General features: G+C 61.7%; 10 protein-coding genes and 1 pseudogene. 7 read left to right on the top strand and 4 right to left on the bottom strand.

Translation table 11 applies throughout. The features are described from left to right. A partial coding sequence (locus tag B059_RS19735) for a DNA-binding protein (RefSeq protein ID WP_038059305.1) occupies positions 1 to 356 on the bottom strand: 356 nt, incomplete at its 3' end. Positions 357 to 550: 194 nt separating this feature from the next. Here B059_RS19735 and B059_RS0117925 point away from each other — a divergent pair. From B059_RS0117925 to B059_RS19725, 7 genes are all read left to right on the top strand, one after another. Continuing rightward, entirely contained in the window at positions 551 to 1678 is a 1128-nt protein-coding gene (locus B059_RS0117925; RefSeq protein WP_018079609.1) for a tyrosine-type recombinase/integrase, read from the top strand. A gap of 145 nt (positions 1679 to 1823) precedes the next feature. After that, on the top strand, positions 1824 to 2384 hold the full coding sequence (locus B059_RS0117920) for a hypothetical protein (protein WP_018079608.1): 561 nt from the start codon (positions 1824 to 1826) through the stop codon (positions 2382 to 2384). Beyond that, complete coding sequence (locus B059_RS0117915) at positions 2353 to 2958, top strand: hypothetical protein (RefSeq protein WP_018079607.1); 606 nt, start codon at positions 2353 to 2355, stop codon at positions 2956 to 2958. Before B059_RS0117920 ends, B059_RS0117915 begins: the two co-directional genes overlap by 32 nt. 145 nt (positions 2959 to 3103) lie before the next feature. After that, positions 3104 to 4603, top strand: a complete 1500-nt coding sequence (locus B059_RS0117910; RefSeq protein WP_018079606.1) for an Ig domain-containing protein — start codon at positions 3104 to 3106, stop codon at positions 4601 to 4603. 51 nt (positions 4604 to 4654) lie between these two features. Continuing rightward, positions 4655 to 12163, top strand: coding sequence for an RHS repeat-associated core domain-containing protein (locus B059_RS19730; RefSeq protein WP_018079605.1), 7509 nt, complete (start codon positions 4655 to 4657; stop codon positions 12161 to 12163). 16 nt (positions 12164 to 12179) lie between these two features. Then, a complete protein-coding gene (locus B059_RS20575) occupies positions 12180 to 12788 on the top strand; it encodes a DUF416 family protein (RefSeq protein ID WP_081601695.1) in 609 nt (202 codons plus the stop codon). Positions 12789 to 13095: 307 nt separating this feature from the next. Further along, the gene (locus B059_RS19725; RefSeq protein ID WP_018079603.1) at positions 13096 to 13425 is read left to right on the top strand and encodes a hypothetical protein; all 330 of its coding nucleotides are present in this window, start codon (positions 13096 to 13098) and stop codon (positions 13423 to 13425) included. A 55-nt stretch (positions 13426 to 13480) separates the two neighbouring features. On the opposite strand, the gene tnpC is transcribed toward B059_RS19725, so the two are convergent. The 3 genes and pseudogenes from tnpC to B059_RS19715 all read right to left on the bottom strand — a co-directional run. Next, entirely contained in the window at positions 13481 to 13834 is a 354-nt protein-coding gene (gene tnpC / locus B059_RS0117890; RefSeq protein WP_018079602.1) for a Tn3 family transposase post-transcriptional regulator TnpC, read from the bottom strand. A gap of 2 nt (positions 13835 to 13836) precedes the next feature. Further along, positions 13837 to 16260, bottom strand: a pseudogene (locus tag B059_RS19720) (Tn3 family transposase); the annotation flags it as partial. Positions 16261 to 16280: 20 nt separating this feature from the next. Continuing rightward, a partial coding sequence (locus B059_RS19715) for an IS30 family transposase (RefSeq protein WP_018079600.1) occupies positions 16281 to 16568 on the bottom strand: 288 nt, incomplete at its 5' end.

Genomic DNA, 16568 nt, shown 5'->3' with positions numbered 1-16568 from the left:
TGGGCCAGGTGGCTTTTCTCGGACTCCAGGTTTTCGATGCGCGCCGTTGCCTTGGCGAACTGGGTTTCGACCTCTTCCCGACGCGCATCGAACACCTTTTCCCCATGCTCCACCGCCACGACCCAAATGTTCAACATGGCGGCCGCCACCGCCGGCGGCAAAGCGGACGTCAGAGCATCGGCCTTGGCCTGCTCGTCTTTCCAGTGTTTCAACTCATCGTTGATGGTAGTTCGGCTACCTTGCTTGATTTCGGCGTAGATCAAGTCGACGGTCAGATCATGTGGCTTACGGCCTGCCACTACCAACCGGGCGGCGGCTTCTCGTGTGCGCAAACGGGTATCGCTAACACGGCTCATGAGCGGGTTCCTTATGGAATTCGGGGATCACCCCACGGTTCGAGATAATCATAATAAATATACTACCGTATAACATTATACGTGTAATCATTTAGCCTTCAAATTTACGATAACACCCATAATCAAAAGTAATTTTGCTGTACCCTGCGAAAAGGCCATTGGAAAAATCACGAGATCCAAACACCGTGCCAGACATGGTGCCCACCTCCGACCATCTGCCCCCCGTCGTCCTGCCGTCCGCCTTGGACGGCCGCCACGGTTCGAACCGTGCGCGGGGTGGCGTGCGCCAGATCGCGGCAGATACCGACATCGATGCCGTGCGCCTGTGGCTGGCCGAGTATGCCAACTCGCCGCATACGCTACGGAGTTACCGCAAGGAAGCGGGCCGGCTGCTTATCTGGGCGACGCGGGTCTTGGGCAAGCCGCTGTCCAGCCTCACTCGGGAAGACTTACTGGCCTACGAGGTCTTTCTTGCGAACCCGTCCGGCGAGTGGGCCGACCCGACTCTGCCTCGCCGCGGAGGTGCCCGCCGGCTCTTTGAAGGTCCCCTCTCGCCTCGCAGTGCGCGGCAAGCCATGGGTATTCTGTCCGGGCTCTTCAGGTATCTCGTGGCGGCAGGATATCTCGCGGGCAATCCGCTCGCGTTGCGCCGTCGGCGGGGCGAATCGAAAGCGGGTCGCCGGGCCTCGGTGGAACGCTATCTGAACCATGAGCTGTGGCAATCCGTGCTCGATTTCATCGAGACGCTGCCCCGGGTGACCCACCGCGAACAACAGCATTACGAGCGGATACGCTGGCTTTTCCGGCTGCTCTATGGCGCCTCCCTACGGGTATCCGAGGCGGCACACGCCAAGGCGAGCGATCTCTCGCAACGGCGGAGCAAGTGGTGGCTCCATGTTGTTGGTAAAGGAGGCGCCGAGGGCGACGTCCCTATGGCCGATGAGTTGATGGCCGATTTGGCGCGCTACCGCCAGTTCCATGGCTTGCCTGCGATAACGGCGGCGCTTGAAACCACACCCCTCGTTATGTCCGTCGCCGGGCGCACCAACCGATTCCTTACGCCTACGGCGATTTACCTGATCGTCAAGGAAGTGTTCCGGCGCGCAGCAGCGGCACTTGATGCCGTCGATCCATCGGCTGCGGCCACGCTACGTCGCGCCTCTACCCATTGGCTGCGTCACACGTCGGCCACGCATCAGGCCGATGCGGGCAACGATATCCGCTTCATCCAGAAAAATCTTCGCCACGCCTCCATCGAGACCACTGCCATTTACCTTCATGCGGAGGACGACTTGCGTCACGAAAGGACAACGAACCGATGACCCGGATAACGAATAAGCAACAATCCTGTGAAATCCGCCACTGATTCCAATCCAAATCCGCCACCCCTGACGTTGGGGGGCTGCAGTCATCATTCTGTCACCCACGAAGCCGAGCATAGCGCCGTACCGAACTCCTGTTCCAGCCATGCTGCTTCCCACCCACAACGACGTGCCCTATCTGCCCGATGGCGCATGCGAAAGCGAGCCGCCGCGTTCGCCTTATCCCTTGTGGCTGACCCTGGCGATCTTCCTCGGCGTCTTCGGCGTATTGCAATGGGCTTGGGGCGAGGCGCGCGATACCTGGGTCGAACGTCTGGTGATTCACCAGGCCACCGTCAAGCCGGCCGCCGCGCTGGTTCAGGTCATTACACCCGAAGCCCACGCCAAGCCGGTCGCCGCCAGCATCAAGGCACCCGGCGGCGGACTCAATATCCTCAACGGCTGCGAAGGCACCGAAGTCATGTTCCTGCTCGTCGCCGCCTTCGCCGCCGTCAATCTGGGCTGGCGGCATAAGCTGACCGGGCTGGCGCTGGGACTGATCCTGGTCTTCGCCCTTAACCAGGCGCGCATCCTGGCGCTCTTCTATGCCTTCCGCAACGAGCGCAGCCTGTTCGACCTCCTGCACACCACGGTCCTCCCCGCGGTGTTGATCGCGGCGGTGGCCCTGTATTTCTATGCCGCCCTCCATCGCAGCCGCCTGGCCTAGTCCGGGCCGGTTCGCGCTGGCGCTGGTTTTCGGTCTTGCCGTCACGCTCGCAGTCGCATCGGCGTGGGGCGAAGCGCTGATCGAAACCGTGCTGCCGGTTTCCCGAACCCTGCTCGGCTGGATCGACGACCGCTTCGGCATCCTGTTTCTCGGCGTCGAGCACAACTGGCAGGACACCGTGGTCAGGCTCAGGGTGAACATCCTCCAACTGTTCGTCATGGGCGGAAAGGTGATCGGGGAGAGCCCCAAGGGCTGGCTCGAAGTCACCACCACCACCGGCGCGATGCTGCAGCCGCTGGTCATCGGCCCGGCCATCGCCTTTGCGTTGCCGGGTGCGTTACATACGAGAATCGCGGCCTTCGCGCTTGCCGCGCTCCTGGCCTTCGGCTTCCTGCTGGTCGATCTACCCGTGACTTTGCATGCCTACGTGTGGGACATGTTCATCGACAATCTCGACCCCGACCGCTTCTCGCCGCTGATGGTCTGGCATGAGTTCTTGCACGCGGGCGGGCGGCTGGGCGTCGCGGTGATTCTGGGGCTTGCCGGGTGGCGGCTGGCGCGCAAGGCCGCGTGAATGGGTTTGACCCATAAATTCGCCACGCTGTCTATACAACTTTAGTCTAAGAGCCGAATGGCTCATGAAACCGCTGAATGATTCAGATGTAACTGACACACTCATTCCGTAGCCTTCCTTCCGTCCAGCCCTTGGGAGAAGGCTCGTGAACCAACAACAAATCGCCACGCTATTACTCGCGCTGGCCGTGGCTTCGTCGGCCCATGCGACTGACGATGACGCTCGCGCCAAGGGGATCAAGTGGTTGGTGCAAACCCAAAAGGGCGATGGCTCGTTTGTTGGCTTGCAGGGTCTGGAAGTGCAGTCCACCTCGGCAGCGGTGGAAGCGATGCTCGCGGCGGGTATGACACATTCCCCGCAATATGCGCGTGCGCTCAGCTGGCTTGCCAATGCGCCGGGCGGCAGCCTGGATTCGCGTGCATGGCAGGTTGCCGCGCTGGCGGCGGCGGGACGTGATGCCAAAACCATCGCAGGCACGATCCGCGACGAACGCAATATCTATGTGGTGCAATCCGGCGGTTCGCCGACGAGCGGTGGGGCAACCTGGGGCGCCTATCCAGGCTATGGCGCGAGCACCATCGACACCGCGCTGGGCTACGGTGCGCTTCGCAGTGCGGGAGTGAGCTACACGAACGACACCAGCAACCTGACCTACACGGCTCTTTGCAATATTCTGCCGGCCCAGCTCACTGGTTCGCCCTGGAGCGGTGCATGGCCGCACGCGCTGCCGCAAAGCAACCAGCCCTCCAATGCATCGTCCGGCTCGCTGGCTGCCACCGCGATCATGCTGTACGAATTCAAGAAGCAGCGTCAGGCCGGGCGTTTCCTGTCCGGAAGTGCCTGCAGCAAGACCTCGCCTGGCGCGATCGACACCGCCATGACCAGCGCCAAAACCTGGCTCATCGCCCAAGCCAACGGCGATGGCGGCTTCGCCGAACGCAACCCGCAGACCGGCAATCTGGAAGCCTCCGCGCCGGTGGCCACGGCCATGGCGATCCGTGCGCTGTCGCTGTTTGCCGCGGAAGGCGACACCGCCGCCGGCACCGCGATCGCGAGCGCCCGCACCTGGATGGATGCCCAGCAAAACGCCGACGGCAGCTGGCGCGGCGACCCCTTCGTCACCGCGCGCGTCGTGGCCGCGCTGCCTGCCGCCGCGGGCGCGCAGCTCACCGACAGCGATCAGGATGGCCTCACCGATGTAGTCGAACAGCAGCTCGGCACCCAGACCCTGGTCGCCGACGCGCAGGGCCAACTCGATCCGTACGCCAATGCCGTTCCAGGGATCACCGCGACCTCGTTCAGCGTTGCTGCCAACCTCAACGAAGCGTTCAGCTACACCGTTTCCGCTTCGGGGGGCAACGGTCCGTTCGTCTTCGCCCTCGTCAACGGCGCCTTGCCGCCGGGGCTCACGATGGCGGCCAACGGCCAGATATCCGGTTCGCCTTCAGCGTTGGGCAGCTATGCCTTCGATTACGAAGTCACGGACGCGGCCAGCACCAAAACCCTTGTCATTGGCCGTATCGATGTGGCGGAGGCGCCCGCACCCTCCGATGGCGATGTTCCATTGCCCGCCTGGGCCCTGGTGGCGCTGGGAGCGGGACTCGTGGGTGCCATGCGTCGTCATTCCAGGCGTGCGTCCGCCTGACGCGCGCGCCCAAATCGCACAAACAAAAAAGATCATCCAGGGAGCTACCCCATGTCTTGTCCGACCCTGCACCGCCTGATCCTGACGGCCGTCATCAGCCTCTCGGCCTTGGCAGCGACCGCCGCGCCGCACCAGGAAATCGCCCCCATGCCGGCGGAGGCCGTGCAAGCCGTGCGCGACGCGCAGCACGGGCGTCCAGACCCGATGGCCATGGCGCTGGACCGCCACTTGCGCGAAGGGCTGGAATTGGCGGATCGCGGCGAACGAGCTGCCGCAAAGTTCAAGCAGAAGAGCGCCAAGGCGCTTGAAATCCAGACCGCGCTGGCCAGCCGCCAAGCCGAAGCCGCCGCCAAGCGGCAGGAAATGCTCATCCTGCGCGACGAGGTTCTCGCCCGGCTTGACCGCGAGGCGGAGGCGCTGACCGCGCAGGGCAAATCCGGTGAGGCGTCGCAGGCCGTCAAGTTCAAGCAGAAACTGGCTACCCGATTCAATACCATCACCCAGGATCTGGACGATCTTTCGAAGGCCGATAAAACCAACCTCGATGCCCGCGCCAAGCGGGCCGCCAACCGCATCAAATCCTGGCTCGCCGCGAGGCCGGTCGAGCCCTTGCCGCAGCCTAACTGGAAGCAAGCCGAGCCCGTCGCCCCGATCGCGCTGCCGCCCGCCAGGAACGTGCCAAGCTTTGTCTCCGATGCGGCCTGGCTGATGCAGCAAAAAATAGCCAGTCGCAACGGCTTCGTCCAGGTCGCGCTGCGAGATACGCCGGCCGAGGCCACCGCCTGCGGCTACGCCGCAGGCGATCTCGCCGACACCGCCGAAGCGCCGAAGACGCATCCCGACATCGTCGCGCTGGCCAAGCAACTCGATTACAACCCGGTGCGGATGTTCGAGTGGGTCAACCAGAACATCAAGTTCGAGCCTTACTACGGCTCGATGAAGGGCGCGGTCGGCACGTTGTGGAGCAAATCGGGCGGCGCCACCGACCAAGCCAGCCTGCTGGCCGCGCTGCTTCGCGCCTCCAACATTCCGGTGCGCTATGTGCGCGGCAACATATCCGTGCTTGACAACGCGGCTCTGGGTGCGGGCGGACGCGGGCCGCGTTGGGTTGGCGCCAAGAGCTATCAAGCCGCTGCCAGCGTTCTGGCAAACAACGGCAATCCGTCCGCCGGTTACGGCAGCAACAGCATCAGTCTGGCGCACGTCTGGATCGAAGCCTGCCTCCCCTATGCCGCCTATCGCGGCACCGCGCTCGACGACTCCGGCCACCGCTGGGTCCCGCTCGACCCCTCGTACAAGGACCAGCGCTACCAGACCGGCGTCGCGGTCGATGGCACGTTCGACTTCAATTACAGCAACTGGCTGGCGAGCCGCCTGGACGCCAACGGCAACTACACCCTGCCGCAGGAAGCCTTTGAAGACCAAGTCGCCACCCACGCCAAGACCAAGGCACCCAACTACGCCAACACCACGCTGGAAGACGTCCCCTACANATCCGAAATCAAGCGCCAGCGTTACGACATCCTGCCCATCGTGCCGCCTTACGAAGTGCTGCAATACACCAGCTGGAGCGGGGTGGCGAACGAGTCGGCCGAAACCGCCGCGCTGCCGGAGCGCCACAAGTACCGCTTGCTGGTCGCGGTTAAAAAATTGAACGACAGCCTGCTTGCGCAAAAAACCCTCGACCTCGTCGAACTGGCCAGCAAGCGCCTGACCCTCTCGTTCAAGGGCGCGACCCCCGCCGATCAAACCGCGTTCGACACCTGGTTCAACGCCGTTGATCCCGCCGCCGCGCCCACCTGCGCGACCACCGTCAACATGGCGCCCTCGATCAAGCTCGAAGGCGCCGAGCAAGCCTCCGAGGCGGGCAGCGGCAACACCCTATTGTGTTCGAAGGACAACAAGCTGACCCTGACGGTCACGCTGGCCGAACTCGGCGCCTCCGCGACCCGCGCCAATGCCGCGTACGCCAACATCGGCGCCGCCAACCTGCATGCCCTGCACGCCTACGCCTGGCACACCTCCGACACGTATCTGGCCAAGCGCTCCGATCAACTGCTGACCAATGTGCGCGCCAACAGCGGCAACCCCAACGCCGACCGCGACGGCATCGAAGGCGAATTTCTCAACATCGCCGCCAGCAAATACAGCCGCTATGTCGCCGACGCCAACCAGCGCGTAGGCGGGTTGTTCGGCGAATCCGGCACCCTCGGAACGAGCCTCGGCCTCACTGCAGCCCAGGTCAAGGTCAACTATTTGTTCGATCTGCCCTATGGCCTGTTCCGCAAGGGTTTCCTGATCGACTGGCCGGGCAACGTCTCCACCAGCACCCGGCTGGATACGCCCAGCACCACCGACAAGCGCGCTTTCAAGCTATCTGGATTTGCCGCCTCCGCTTATGAAGCCTACATCTGGAACGAAGTCGCCAACCTAGACGCCATTTCCACCACGCGCGGCCTGCAGTTCGCCGACGAGCAGAACATCGAAATCCTGCAGATCAACACCAGCACCGACTGGACCAGCAACAAGTGCAAGCTCACCAATACCTGTGCCAGTGGCGCGCTCAACACCAACCCGGCAGGTACCAATTACAGCGCTTCGCACGTCAGCCAGATCGAAACGCAATACGTCAACCAGGGCTACAAGCTCACCATCCCGCGCCGTCTGCTTCAGTATCCCGACGCCAGCGGCTGGTTGGGTGCGACCTTCTACGGAGAAAAGTTCGTCACCAGCGGGACATCGTCCGCTTCTTTCCCCATCAACGGCTATTCCGGCGGCGTCACCATCGACCCTTCCGGCAGTGCGTCCGGCACGACAGGCTCGACCGACGGCTCATCCTCCGGCGGCTACCCCGTAGGCGACCCCTGGGGCAGCCTCTACAACCCGTCATTGGGCACCGGCATCCAGGCCGACCCCTTCGCCCCCACCTTCGCCCAGCAATCCGGCATCAACGGTTACCAGACCGCCAACGGCTTCGGTACCGGCACCAGCGCCTCCGGCGACCCCGTCAACATGGTCACCGGCAACCTCATCCATTCCGAACGCGACATCGCCATCAAAGGGCGTGGTGGCCTGCCGCTCGTCTTCGAGCGCTGGTACAACAGCAAAGGCGCCAAGGATGGCCCGCTCGGCTACGGCTGGACGCATTCCTTCAACCACCAGCTGCGCTTCTACGGCGTCGAGAGCGGCGTCGCCAAGGTCTCGTGGACCGACGGCACCGGCGGCGAACGCTACTTCTCCACCGCCAACCACGTCAGCGGCAACATCAGCGTCGGCGCCACATTCTCCGGTAGCGCCGGCGTCTATGCCACCCTTGAACGTTTGAGCGGCGGCACCTACCGCCTCACCGAACGCTCCGGCATGAAGTATGAGTTCGAGAGCGTCAATGCCACCGACACCGACACCAGCCAGAAATCGCGCCTGCTCTCCATCGCCGACAAGAACGGCAACACCCTGACCCTGTCCTACACCGCCGCCACCGGCTGCACCGGCGCCTCTGTCTGCAAGGTCACCGACAGCCTCAACCGCGCACTCACCTTCACTTACAACGGCAGCCGCATCAGCCAGATCGCCGACTGGACGGGACGGCAGTGGCAATACACCTACGACACCAACAACGACCTCGTCACGTTCAAGAACCCGCTCGCCGTCGCCGGCACACAACCCGCCGTCACCTACCAGTATTACGGCAGCCTCGACGGGACCAAGCTCGCCCACGCCATGAAGCAGTACCAGCTGCCGCGCGGCAACGGCATGCGTTTCGAGTACTACGCCAACGGCCGCGTCTTCCGCCACACCCCGTTCGACACAACCGGTAGCCTCAAGACCGACCACGCCACCACCTTCGCCTGGACCGAGTTCCGCCGCGAAGCCAAACAGATCGACGCCCTCGGCAACGAGCGCCGTTTCCTGTTCGACGCCAACGGCAACCCCCTGTCCATCACCGACGAAGCCGGCGCCGAAACCAGCTACACCTACGACACCACCGCCGGCCGCACCCACCTGCGCCAGAGCAAAACCGACCCGCAGGGCATGACCACCGCCTACGCCTACGACACACTGGGCAACCTCAGCGACGTCACCCTGCCGAGCGCCCGCACCATTCAGTATCGCGACCACACCGCCCAAGGTCAGCCCAAGCGCGTCAAGGACGCCGACGGCAACTGGATACTCAAGCGCTTCGACAGCCTGGGCAATCTGACCGACGTCATCCGCGTCAAGGCAGGCATCACCCCCACCGCCGACACCAAACCCGCCAACGCCGACATCCTCGCCTGGACGCAGGTCGCCTCGGATATCGTCGGCAACCCCGTCAAGACCCGCAGCCTGCGCGACTGGACATCGGCGGTACTCGGCGACGCCACGACCGGCACCGGCCCCGCGCTCGAAACCGCCTGGGACGCCAACAAGCTCAACCGCGTTAGCGTGACGCGCCGCGGCGACACCGACGGCACCCCCGCCAGCCTCGAAGTCGAGACCTACAGCGACTTCAGCCACGACAGCCTCGGCCGCATGACGCGCGGCCCTGACGCCAACTGGTACGCCGCCGACACTCAGTACGACCCCCTCGACCGTCCGATCAAGACCCCCGACGGCCGCGGCCACCAGTGGGACACCGTGTACGACGTCAACGGCAACCCGCTCATGGTCGGCCTCACCGTCGACGGTGCGTATCTGGACGGCTACTACGCCGCCTGGGACGACCTCGACCGAATCGAGCGTAAGGTCGACTACGCCGGCAACGCCACGCTGACCCAGTACAACCCATTGGGCCAGGTCAGCCAGGTCACCGAGGCCGACGGCTACACCATCGGCTTCGACCGCGACCCCATGGGACGCGTCACCGGCGCCTACAACCAGGAAGGCCACCGCGTCAGCCTCAGCCTCGACGCCGACGGCAAGCCCAGAAGCAGCACCGACCCCAATAACCTGACCACGAGCTACGACTATTACCACGCCAGCGAAGACGGGCGGCTGAAGAAGGCCACCCTGCCCACGGTGACCGGCCAGACCCTGGGCCGTGCGGTCGAGATCGCTCAGTACGACGGCGCCGGCCGCCCCCTCAAACTCAACGCCATCGCCGCCGACGGCACGGTCCGCGACAGCTACCGCTTCTACGACGAACTCGGCAGATTGACCCGCGAGGTCGGCCCGCAGGTCAGCGCCACCGACACCAGCCGTCCGGTCAGCTGCTATGTCTACACCGTGCTGTCCGACGTGAAAGAGATCTGGGCCGGCTCCACCACCGACACCGTCGCTAAAACCTGCAATCTGGCGGATGCCAGCCTCAAGAAACAAGTTGCAGGAACGTATGACGACTTCGGCCGCAAGCTCACCGAGACCGATCAGAACGGCAAGGTCTGGAAGTGGATCTGGAACCTGCATAACCAGCTGGTATCCAGCCAGACCCCCGTGCAGATCGCCGCTGGGCAGAGCACCACTTACGCCTACGGCGCAAAAGGAACCGCGGGCGAAACCCAGGGCCAGCTCAAACAGCGCAGCGTTCCCGGCGCGCAGACCGCCGTCTACACAAGAGACGCACTGGGCCTCGTCACCAAAGCCGAAACCAAAAACGCAGCCAGCGTAACCGTCGTCGCCTACGACTACGCCTACGATCCCGCCAAGCGCCTGCGAACCGTCACCGACTCAAGAGGCGGCAAGACGCTCAGCTACACCTGGACCCCCGGCGGACGCCTGGCCATGGTCGAGGACAGCGACGGCCACCAGGCCAGCCTCTCCTACGACGCCACCGGACGCCTGGCCAGCGTCGTCGCCCCCAACGGCGAAACCGTCGCCTTCACCTACGACGCCGGCGGCCGCCTGGTCGAGCAGCGCCTGAACTCGGGCCAGCGCACCACGCAAAGCTGGTTCGAGGACGGCAATCTCAAGCAGAAGCAAAACCTGTTCAACACCACGGTTCTCTCCAGCCACCTCTACACCCTGGATCAACAAGGAAGACGCGCCGGCCAGACCGAGATCGTCAACGCCACCACCAAGAGCTGGAGCTACCTGTACGACAACCTCGACCGGCTCACCAGCGCCAGCGACGGCACGGCCGAGACCTACGGCTACGACATCTACGGCAACCGCAGGAGCAAGACCAAGGGCACCACGATCACCGCGTATCTGTACGACAGTGCGCACCAGTTGAGCGAAGTCAGAAGCGGCTCGGATACAGGCACGCTCATCGGCGCCGCCGTGCACGACGCAGACGGCCATATGACCAAGCTGTGCGAGGTATCGAGCGGCGGCACCATCACCCAACCCACCGGCGACTGCACCGCCTCGGGAACCGGCGCGACCACGCTGGCCTTGGTGTGGACCGCGCTCGATCATCTCAACACCGCGACGAGAACCGGTGCCAACGCAGTCGCCGAGAGCTACGCCTACGACGACAGCGGCAGACGCATCAGCAAGACCAGCGCAGGAACGACCACCAGCTATCTATACGACGGCGACGACATCCATGCCGAGTGGAATGGAGCGATCAGCGGCAACCCGGCGGCGGCCTATGTTCACGGCGCGGGGATCGATGAGCCATTGCTGAGACTCACCGGTGCGACCAACGGTCCGTCGGCGACACAGGCGGCTTATCTGCAGGACGGACTCGGCAGCGTCGTCGGCATAGCGAACACGACAGGCACGCTGACCGCGAGCCAGCGCTTCGATGCGTGGGGCAACAAGACCACCTCATCGGGCACGATCCCGCAGTACGGCTACACCGGCCGCGAACCCGACGCCACGGGGATGGTGTTCTATCGGGCGCGTTACTACCACCCCGGCATCGGCAGGTTCGCCAGCCGCGATCCGATGGGGATGGCCGATGCGGTGAGTCCGTATGCGTATGTCACCAACAATCCGACGAACTTCATCGACCCGCTGGGACTGCTGGCACAGGACCCCATTCTGCTGGCTGGCAACAGCGGCCTGCAAAGCTACTGGGGTGCGTTCCAGGAGACGATGACGGATGTGGGCGCGGGTTTATACGACATGTTGCCGAGCAAACAGTCGGTCAACAATTTCCTCGATAAGACCCAGACCACATTGGATTACGCAGGTTTGGCTGCGCAGGGGCCGCTGGAAGTGGTTGCTCCGTTCATTGATGCAGCAAGCGGGGTAACATCACTGATCCGTGGCGACTACGCAGGTGCAGGGTTATCTGGACTTTCTGCTATCCCCGTTTTGGGCACTGCTGCCAATGCGGGAAAGGTGGCGCGGGGTACAGATGCGGTAGTGGATGCAGAGGCAAGAGCAAAGGAGATTCATTCAGTTTTAGATCCCCGTGCACAGCGGGTCCGCACAACGGCAGTTACTGAGACCCAGGAAGGTATTCGTGTCGTTAGCTCTAGTGAGCGTAGGTTGACACCTGCGCAAAGAGCGCAATTAGGTGCGAATGAGGTAGAGGGCGTTGGTGTTGGTCATGCTGAGGTAACAGGTATTAATGCTGCGAGGGGAATGGGCTTAACACCGACAGGAACGTCAGCCAGTCGTCCAATATGTCCTGGCTGCGCAAGCTCCTTGCGTGAGCAGGGTGTCGACCCATTAAGTCCTTTAAAGTGATGGAGTTCTAAAAAGTATGGTGATGCCCGTCTTTAATGGTTCGGCTTTGAAAGAGCGACTGAGGAAACTCGACAGTAAACGGCAACTCGCGTTCGGTGCCCTTTGCTGTGAGAGGCTGCTACCAAATTATTCAGCGTTTCAGCAAGATGTAGGTTGGGGGGATGTTGCTTCAGTTCAGAAGGCTCTGGATTGTGTTTGGGCATACCTTGATGGTCAAACACCAAGTCCCCAAGAGATAAAAAATGCAACCGCATCTTGTGAGTCTGCTGCGCCAAATTCGGATGATTTCACTTCTCTTTACGTGACATCGGCACAGGATGCATGTTTTGCTGTTTGTGGCCTTTTGGATTATTTGCTCGAAAGCGATGTAGACAAGATTGTGCAAGCAGCGACTTATGCAACTGACTCTGTTGATTTGTATGCTCAGGAAATTGAGAGCATGGCCCCCAATGACCCTCAACTTGAACAAAAAATCTTGACGCATCGTTTGATGCAGCGTGAATTGGCTAAGCAGGAAGAGGATCTTAAAGCTATTGAGCTAGCTTCTTCGTTGAATCAGGAATTTTTAGCCCAACGCAAAGCATCATGGAACAATAACGGTAAAAGCAACTTGGACCTTCCCTAATCGTTTAGCTGTAGAAGTTCAGACCTGATCTGACAGTTGTCCCACCCGCTCTTTAACAACTTCCTCACGCACCATTCGCCCATGGACCAGTCCCGTCCATCTGCCCGCCGTTCCCGGTCATCGGCGCTTCATCGAATCCGCTTTGTCCCTTCGCATTCCTGTCATCCTCGTTCCATTTCCAGGCCATTTTCGTCGTTCGCGCACCGCCTGATCGAGCTTTACCCCGGACAGTCTGTTTGTCCGCGTCCATTGTTTCCACCTGGCGTGCTGCGTGACGCTTACGGTCTATGTACACAGGCGAAGCGAAGTGAATCAAAAACTATATGGACGACTCTGCGAGGTCGCGAGGCACAGCAGGGTGATAGGCTACAGCGAAGCCGCGCCGCTGGTGGGCCTGGATATGGCAAAGCCGGGGCATCGCAGACGGATGTACATCTTGCTCAATCAAATCTCGCGGCATGAGCACGCGCAGGGGCGTCCGCTGCTGTCCGCCGTGGTTATTCACCGAAACAGAAATACGCCAGGCAATGGGTTCTTTACCCTTGCCGCTGAACTCGGGTTGTTTCGAGGCAGGTGCCGACTCACCTATTTCGTCAGCGAGCTGCGGCGGGTGCATGACTATTGGGCGTATCCGTAGCCCGTACCAGGGTACGATTTTTTCCATTTTCTGAGACGGCCTTGCAGACCGGCACTCAGTCGTCGTGACGCGGTTGCAGATCGGCCAAGGGTTGCAGGGTTGCCGCAATCGCCAAGCAGTTGTCCGCCATCTCCCGAAACTCGTCGATGAGGGTGGCGGCAACTTCCCACACATCATCTGCGCTTGACTCGCTTACGTTGGCACCGTTGATCACGGTGTGCGCCATGCGATGAAGTCGCAGCAGATCATCCCGCACGCCGCCCGGGTCGAGACGCTGCGCCATCCAGGCCAGCCGCTCAACGAGCCCGAGCAGCGCAGCGGTATCAAAGCCTTGCCGCAGGTTTTCCAGTACGGCCGCGTCGACATCGCCGTACGGTGTGACTACAAAGTTCGGTTCAGGAAGTTCCATGCTCAACGCTCGCGTGCCGACCGCCGCATATCCTGCACGGACGCTGCCGCTTGTTGAAAGGTTTCGTCCTCGATCCAGGCTTCAGGCTTGCGCTTGAGTTTCAGGCTGTATTCGCCGAAGCGCTTGACGTGCGCAACCTGGTAGGGGCTCAGAAAGCTCACATCCGTTTCTGCGATTTGCCAGCCTTCCTTTTGCAGCTCACCGAGTGTGCGCATCATGTCGACCGTGTTCTGCAGGATCAAGGCCGAGGCCACCAGATCGTTGTAGCGCAGCCGCTTCTGCTGTTCGTCCGGCTCGTTCACCGCGATTACATCGCCACCGAAGGACAGCCACTTGGCAAAGCCGTTGTAGGATTCGATTTTGTTGGTGTTGGCGGTGATCTCCTGGCGCAATTCGCGACTGCCAATCCACTCCAGCAGGAAGCCGGTGCGGATCACGTTGCCCAACTCCTGTGCCGCGAAATACAGCCGGTTCTTGCGGCTGGAGCTGCCCAGCTTGCGCAGCAGCGTGGCTGAAGAAATCTTGCCCGCGTAAATCGATAAGGCCACCTGCATCAAGTCCTGCCAGTGTCGCTCGATCAGGTTCCAGTCCACGCTGTCGCTGAATAGCCGGTTGATGTGTTTGTACTTCACCGCTTTATCCGGCCGGTACAAAATCAGGTTCTTCCAGTTCCGAATACGCGGCATCAGCTTGATGCCCAACAGGTGGGTAAAGGCGAACACCGTGGCCGACTGACCCTGGGTGTCGGCATGCACCGTGTCAGCTTCAACCGACAGCCCCGCCTTGAGCAGCCCTTCGATGACGTAAATGGCTTCCCAGACGCCTGGCGGGATGAAATGGCGGAACACGGCGATGTAGTTGTTGGCCACGTGCCGGTAGGCCACCGCACCCATCTTGCGATAGCGAAAGTGATAACCCGCCAGCAAGTTCTCATCATAAAAATCATACTGTGTGCCGTCGGCCGCCACGGTCTTGCCGTCGCCCCATGCCTTGGGAAGATCAAGGCGCAGATAAACCTCGTTGAGTTCACGCTGCGCCGCTTCCAGGCTTTCCAGCGAGAGGTGGCGTCGATTGACGAAAGACAGCATGTGCGGCGTGACGCCGCTGTCGCCCAGATGGCGTGCAGCCTGTGTCGGCCCGAGGTTGCAGCCCATGGCGAAGATCGTCAGCAGGTAGCGTTCGGCGGGCTGCTTGAGCTTGGCCATGTTGCCCGATAGCGGCCCGAAGTGCCGTGTGAAGCCCATCCAGTGCTCGATGTTGGCGAGTACGTCAAGGATATGCCTGGCGGGCATATGCTTTGCCAGCGCGTTTTGTAACGACACCACCGAGGTGGGAATTTCACGCGCCACGGGTTTGCGCAACACCGGCTCGCCGGCGGCATTCAGCGCCACATCGCCCCGGCATTCCGGAAACTTGTCATCCAGGTGCTGGGCCGTTTCGGAGAGCCAGACACGTAAACTGCCGGTAAAGGTCGCAGCGTCCTGCGGCAAGCCAATCTTGTCGCAATAAGCGGGCAAGCGCGCCAGGCATTCCTCCCAGGGCAGCAACTGATCGCGGTAGTCGGCGAACTCCTCCGAGCCTGCGACACTGAGATCACCGGAGCGCAGCTCTTCAGCCAGGTAGGAAAACACACAGATTTCCAGACTGCGTCGATCCACACCCACGCCAGGACCTTCGCCGTTTCCTCCGCGCAAGAGCTTGCGCCAGCGATCCGAGGCAAACGACAGGTCAATGCCGTCGTCGATCCATTCGATGCGATGCTTGTCCTGGTAGGTCTTGATGATATCCAGCGCATCAATCAAGGTGCGATCCTGGGTGGTGGGGCGGATATCGAGCAGATGCACCAGCCGGAACAGGATGGAGCGATGGCTTTTGAAGTGCTTCCACACCAACGGCAGGTAATTGTTGCTACTGGTGGCTTGCACCTGAGCACAGGTCTCGCGGATTTTCTCGATGCCACCGGCAGGCTGGAGGTATTCCCGGATTTGGCTACCGGCAACCGCGTTGTCCGGTTCGGTGGCGAGGATCGAGAGCACGCCATCAAGCGTACCAATTAACCGCTCGACCTGGCTGCGCTGACTGAACTGGATTTGTTCGAGGTTTTCCTTGGCGCGCTTATGAATCGTGGCGACACGGCGCAAAAACATTTCGGCCAGTTGATCACGGGCACGAATTTGCATGCGCTGGATCAACGACAGTATCAACGTGTAGCGTTTGGCCTCTGCGCACTCGTGCAATTCGGACACGTCATAGGCCATGGCCTGCGCGGCAAAATGGCGAACCTTGGTGTCCGGAATCCCTTCGAACACGCGATCCGCCGCCGTGATCGAATCCAGCCATTCCAGATGCTCTACCAGCATTTCAAGATGCTTGCGGGTGGGGCGTTTCGCGGATTTCTTGAGTTCGTTGTACTCGCTCTGACGGCGCTCCAGCTTGTCAGGCGGATTCAAGTCTGAAGTGCAACGACGTTATGACGCGATTGTAGCTGCGTCATGAAGACCTCGTGTGGTGTTTTGAAGCCGAGGCATTTTCTGGGCCGATGGTTGAGTCGATGCATGGCGAAAGCGATCTGATGAGGGGTGATGGAATCAAAGCGCAGCTTCTTCGGGAAGAACTGCCGGATGAGGCCGTTCATGTTCTCGTTGGCGCCGCGCTCCCAAGAGGCATAGGGATGCGCGAAGTAGAAGTCGGCATCGAGTGTCCGGGCGATCCGTTCATGCCCCGCGAACTCCTT

The organism is Thiobacillus denitrificans DSM 12475, assembly GCF_000376425.1.
Classification (GTDB): Bacteria; Pseudomonadota; Gammaproteobacteria; order Burkholderiales; family Thiobacillaceae; genus Thiobacillus; species Thiobacillus denitrificans.
This window is presented reverse-complemented; position numbering and strand designations above follow the sequence as displayed.

What these genes read in the sequence shown, in the direction of transcription:
- B059_RS20575 (WP_081601695.1), top strand. Translation starts at nt 12,180, where the DNA reads ATGGTGATGCCCGTCTTTAATGGTTCGGCTTTGAAAGAGCGACTGAGG.
- tnpC (WP_018079602.1), bottom strand. Translation starts at nt 13,834, where the DNA reads ATGGAACTTCCTGAACCGAACTTTGTAGTCACACCGTACGGCGATGTC.
- B059_RS0117920 (WP_018079608.1), top strand. Translation starts at nt 1,824, where the DNA reads ATGCTGCTTCCCACCCACAACGACGTGCCCTATCTGCCCGATGGCGCA.
- B059_RS0117915 (WP_018079607.1), top strand. Translation starts at nt 2,353, where the DNA reads ATGCCGCCCTCCATCGCAGCCGCCTGGCCTAGTCCGGGCCGGTTCGCG.
- B059_RS0117925 (WP_018079609.1), top strand. Translation starts at nt 551, where the DNA reads ATGGTGCCCACCTCCGACCATCTGCCCCCCGTCGTCCTGCCGTCCGCC.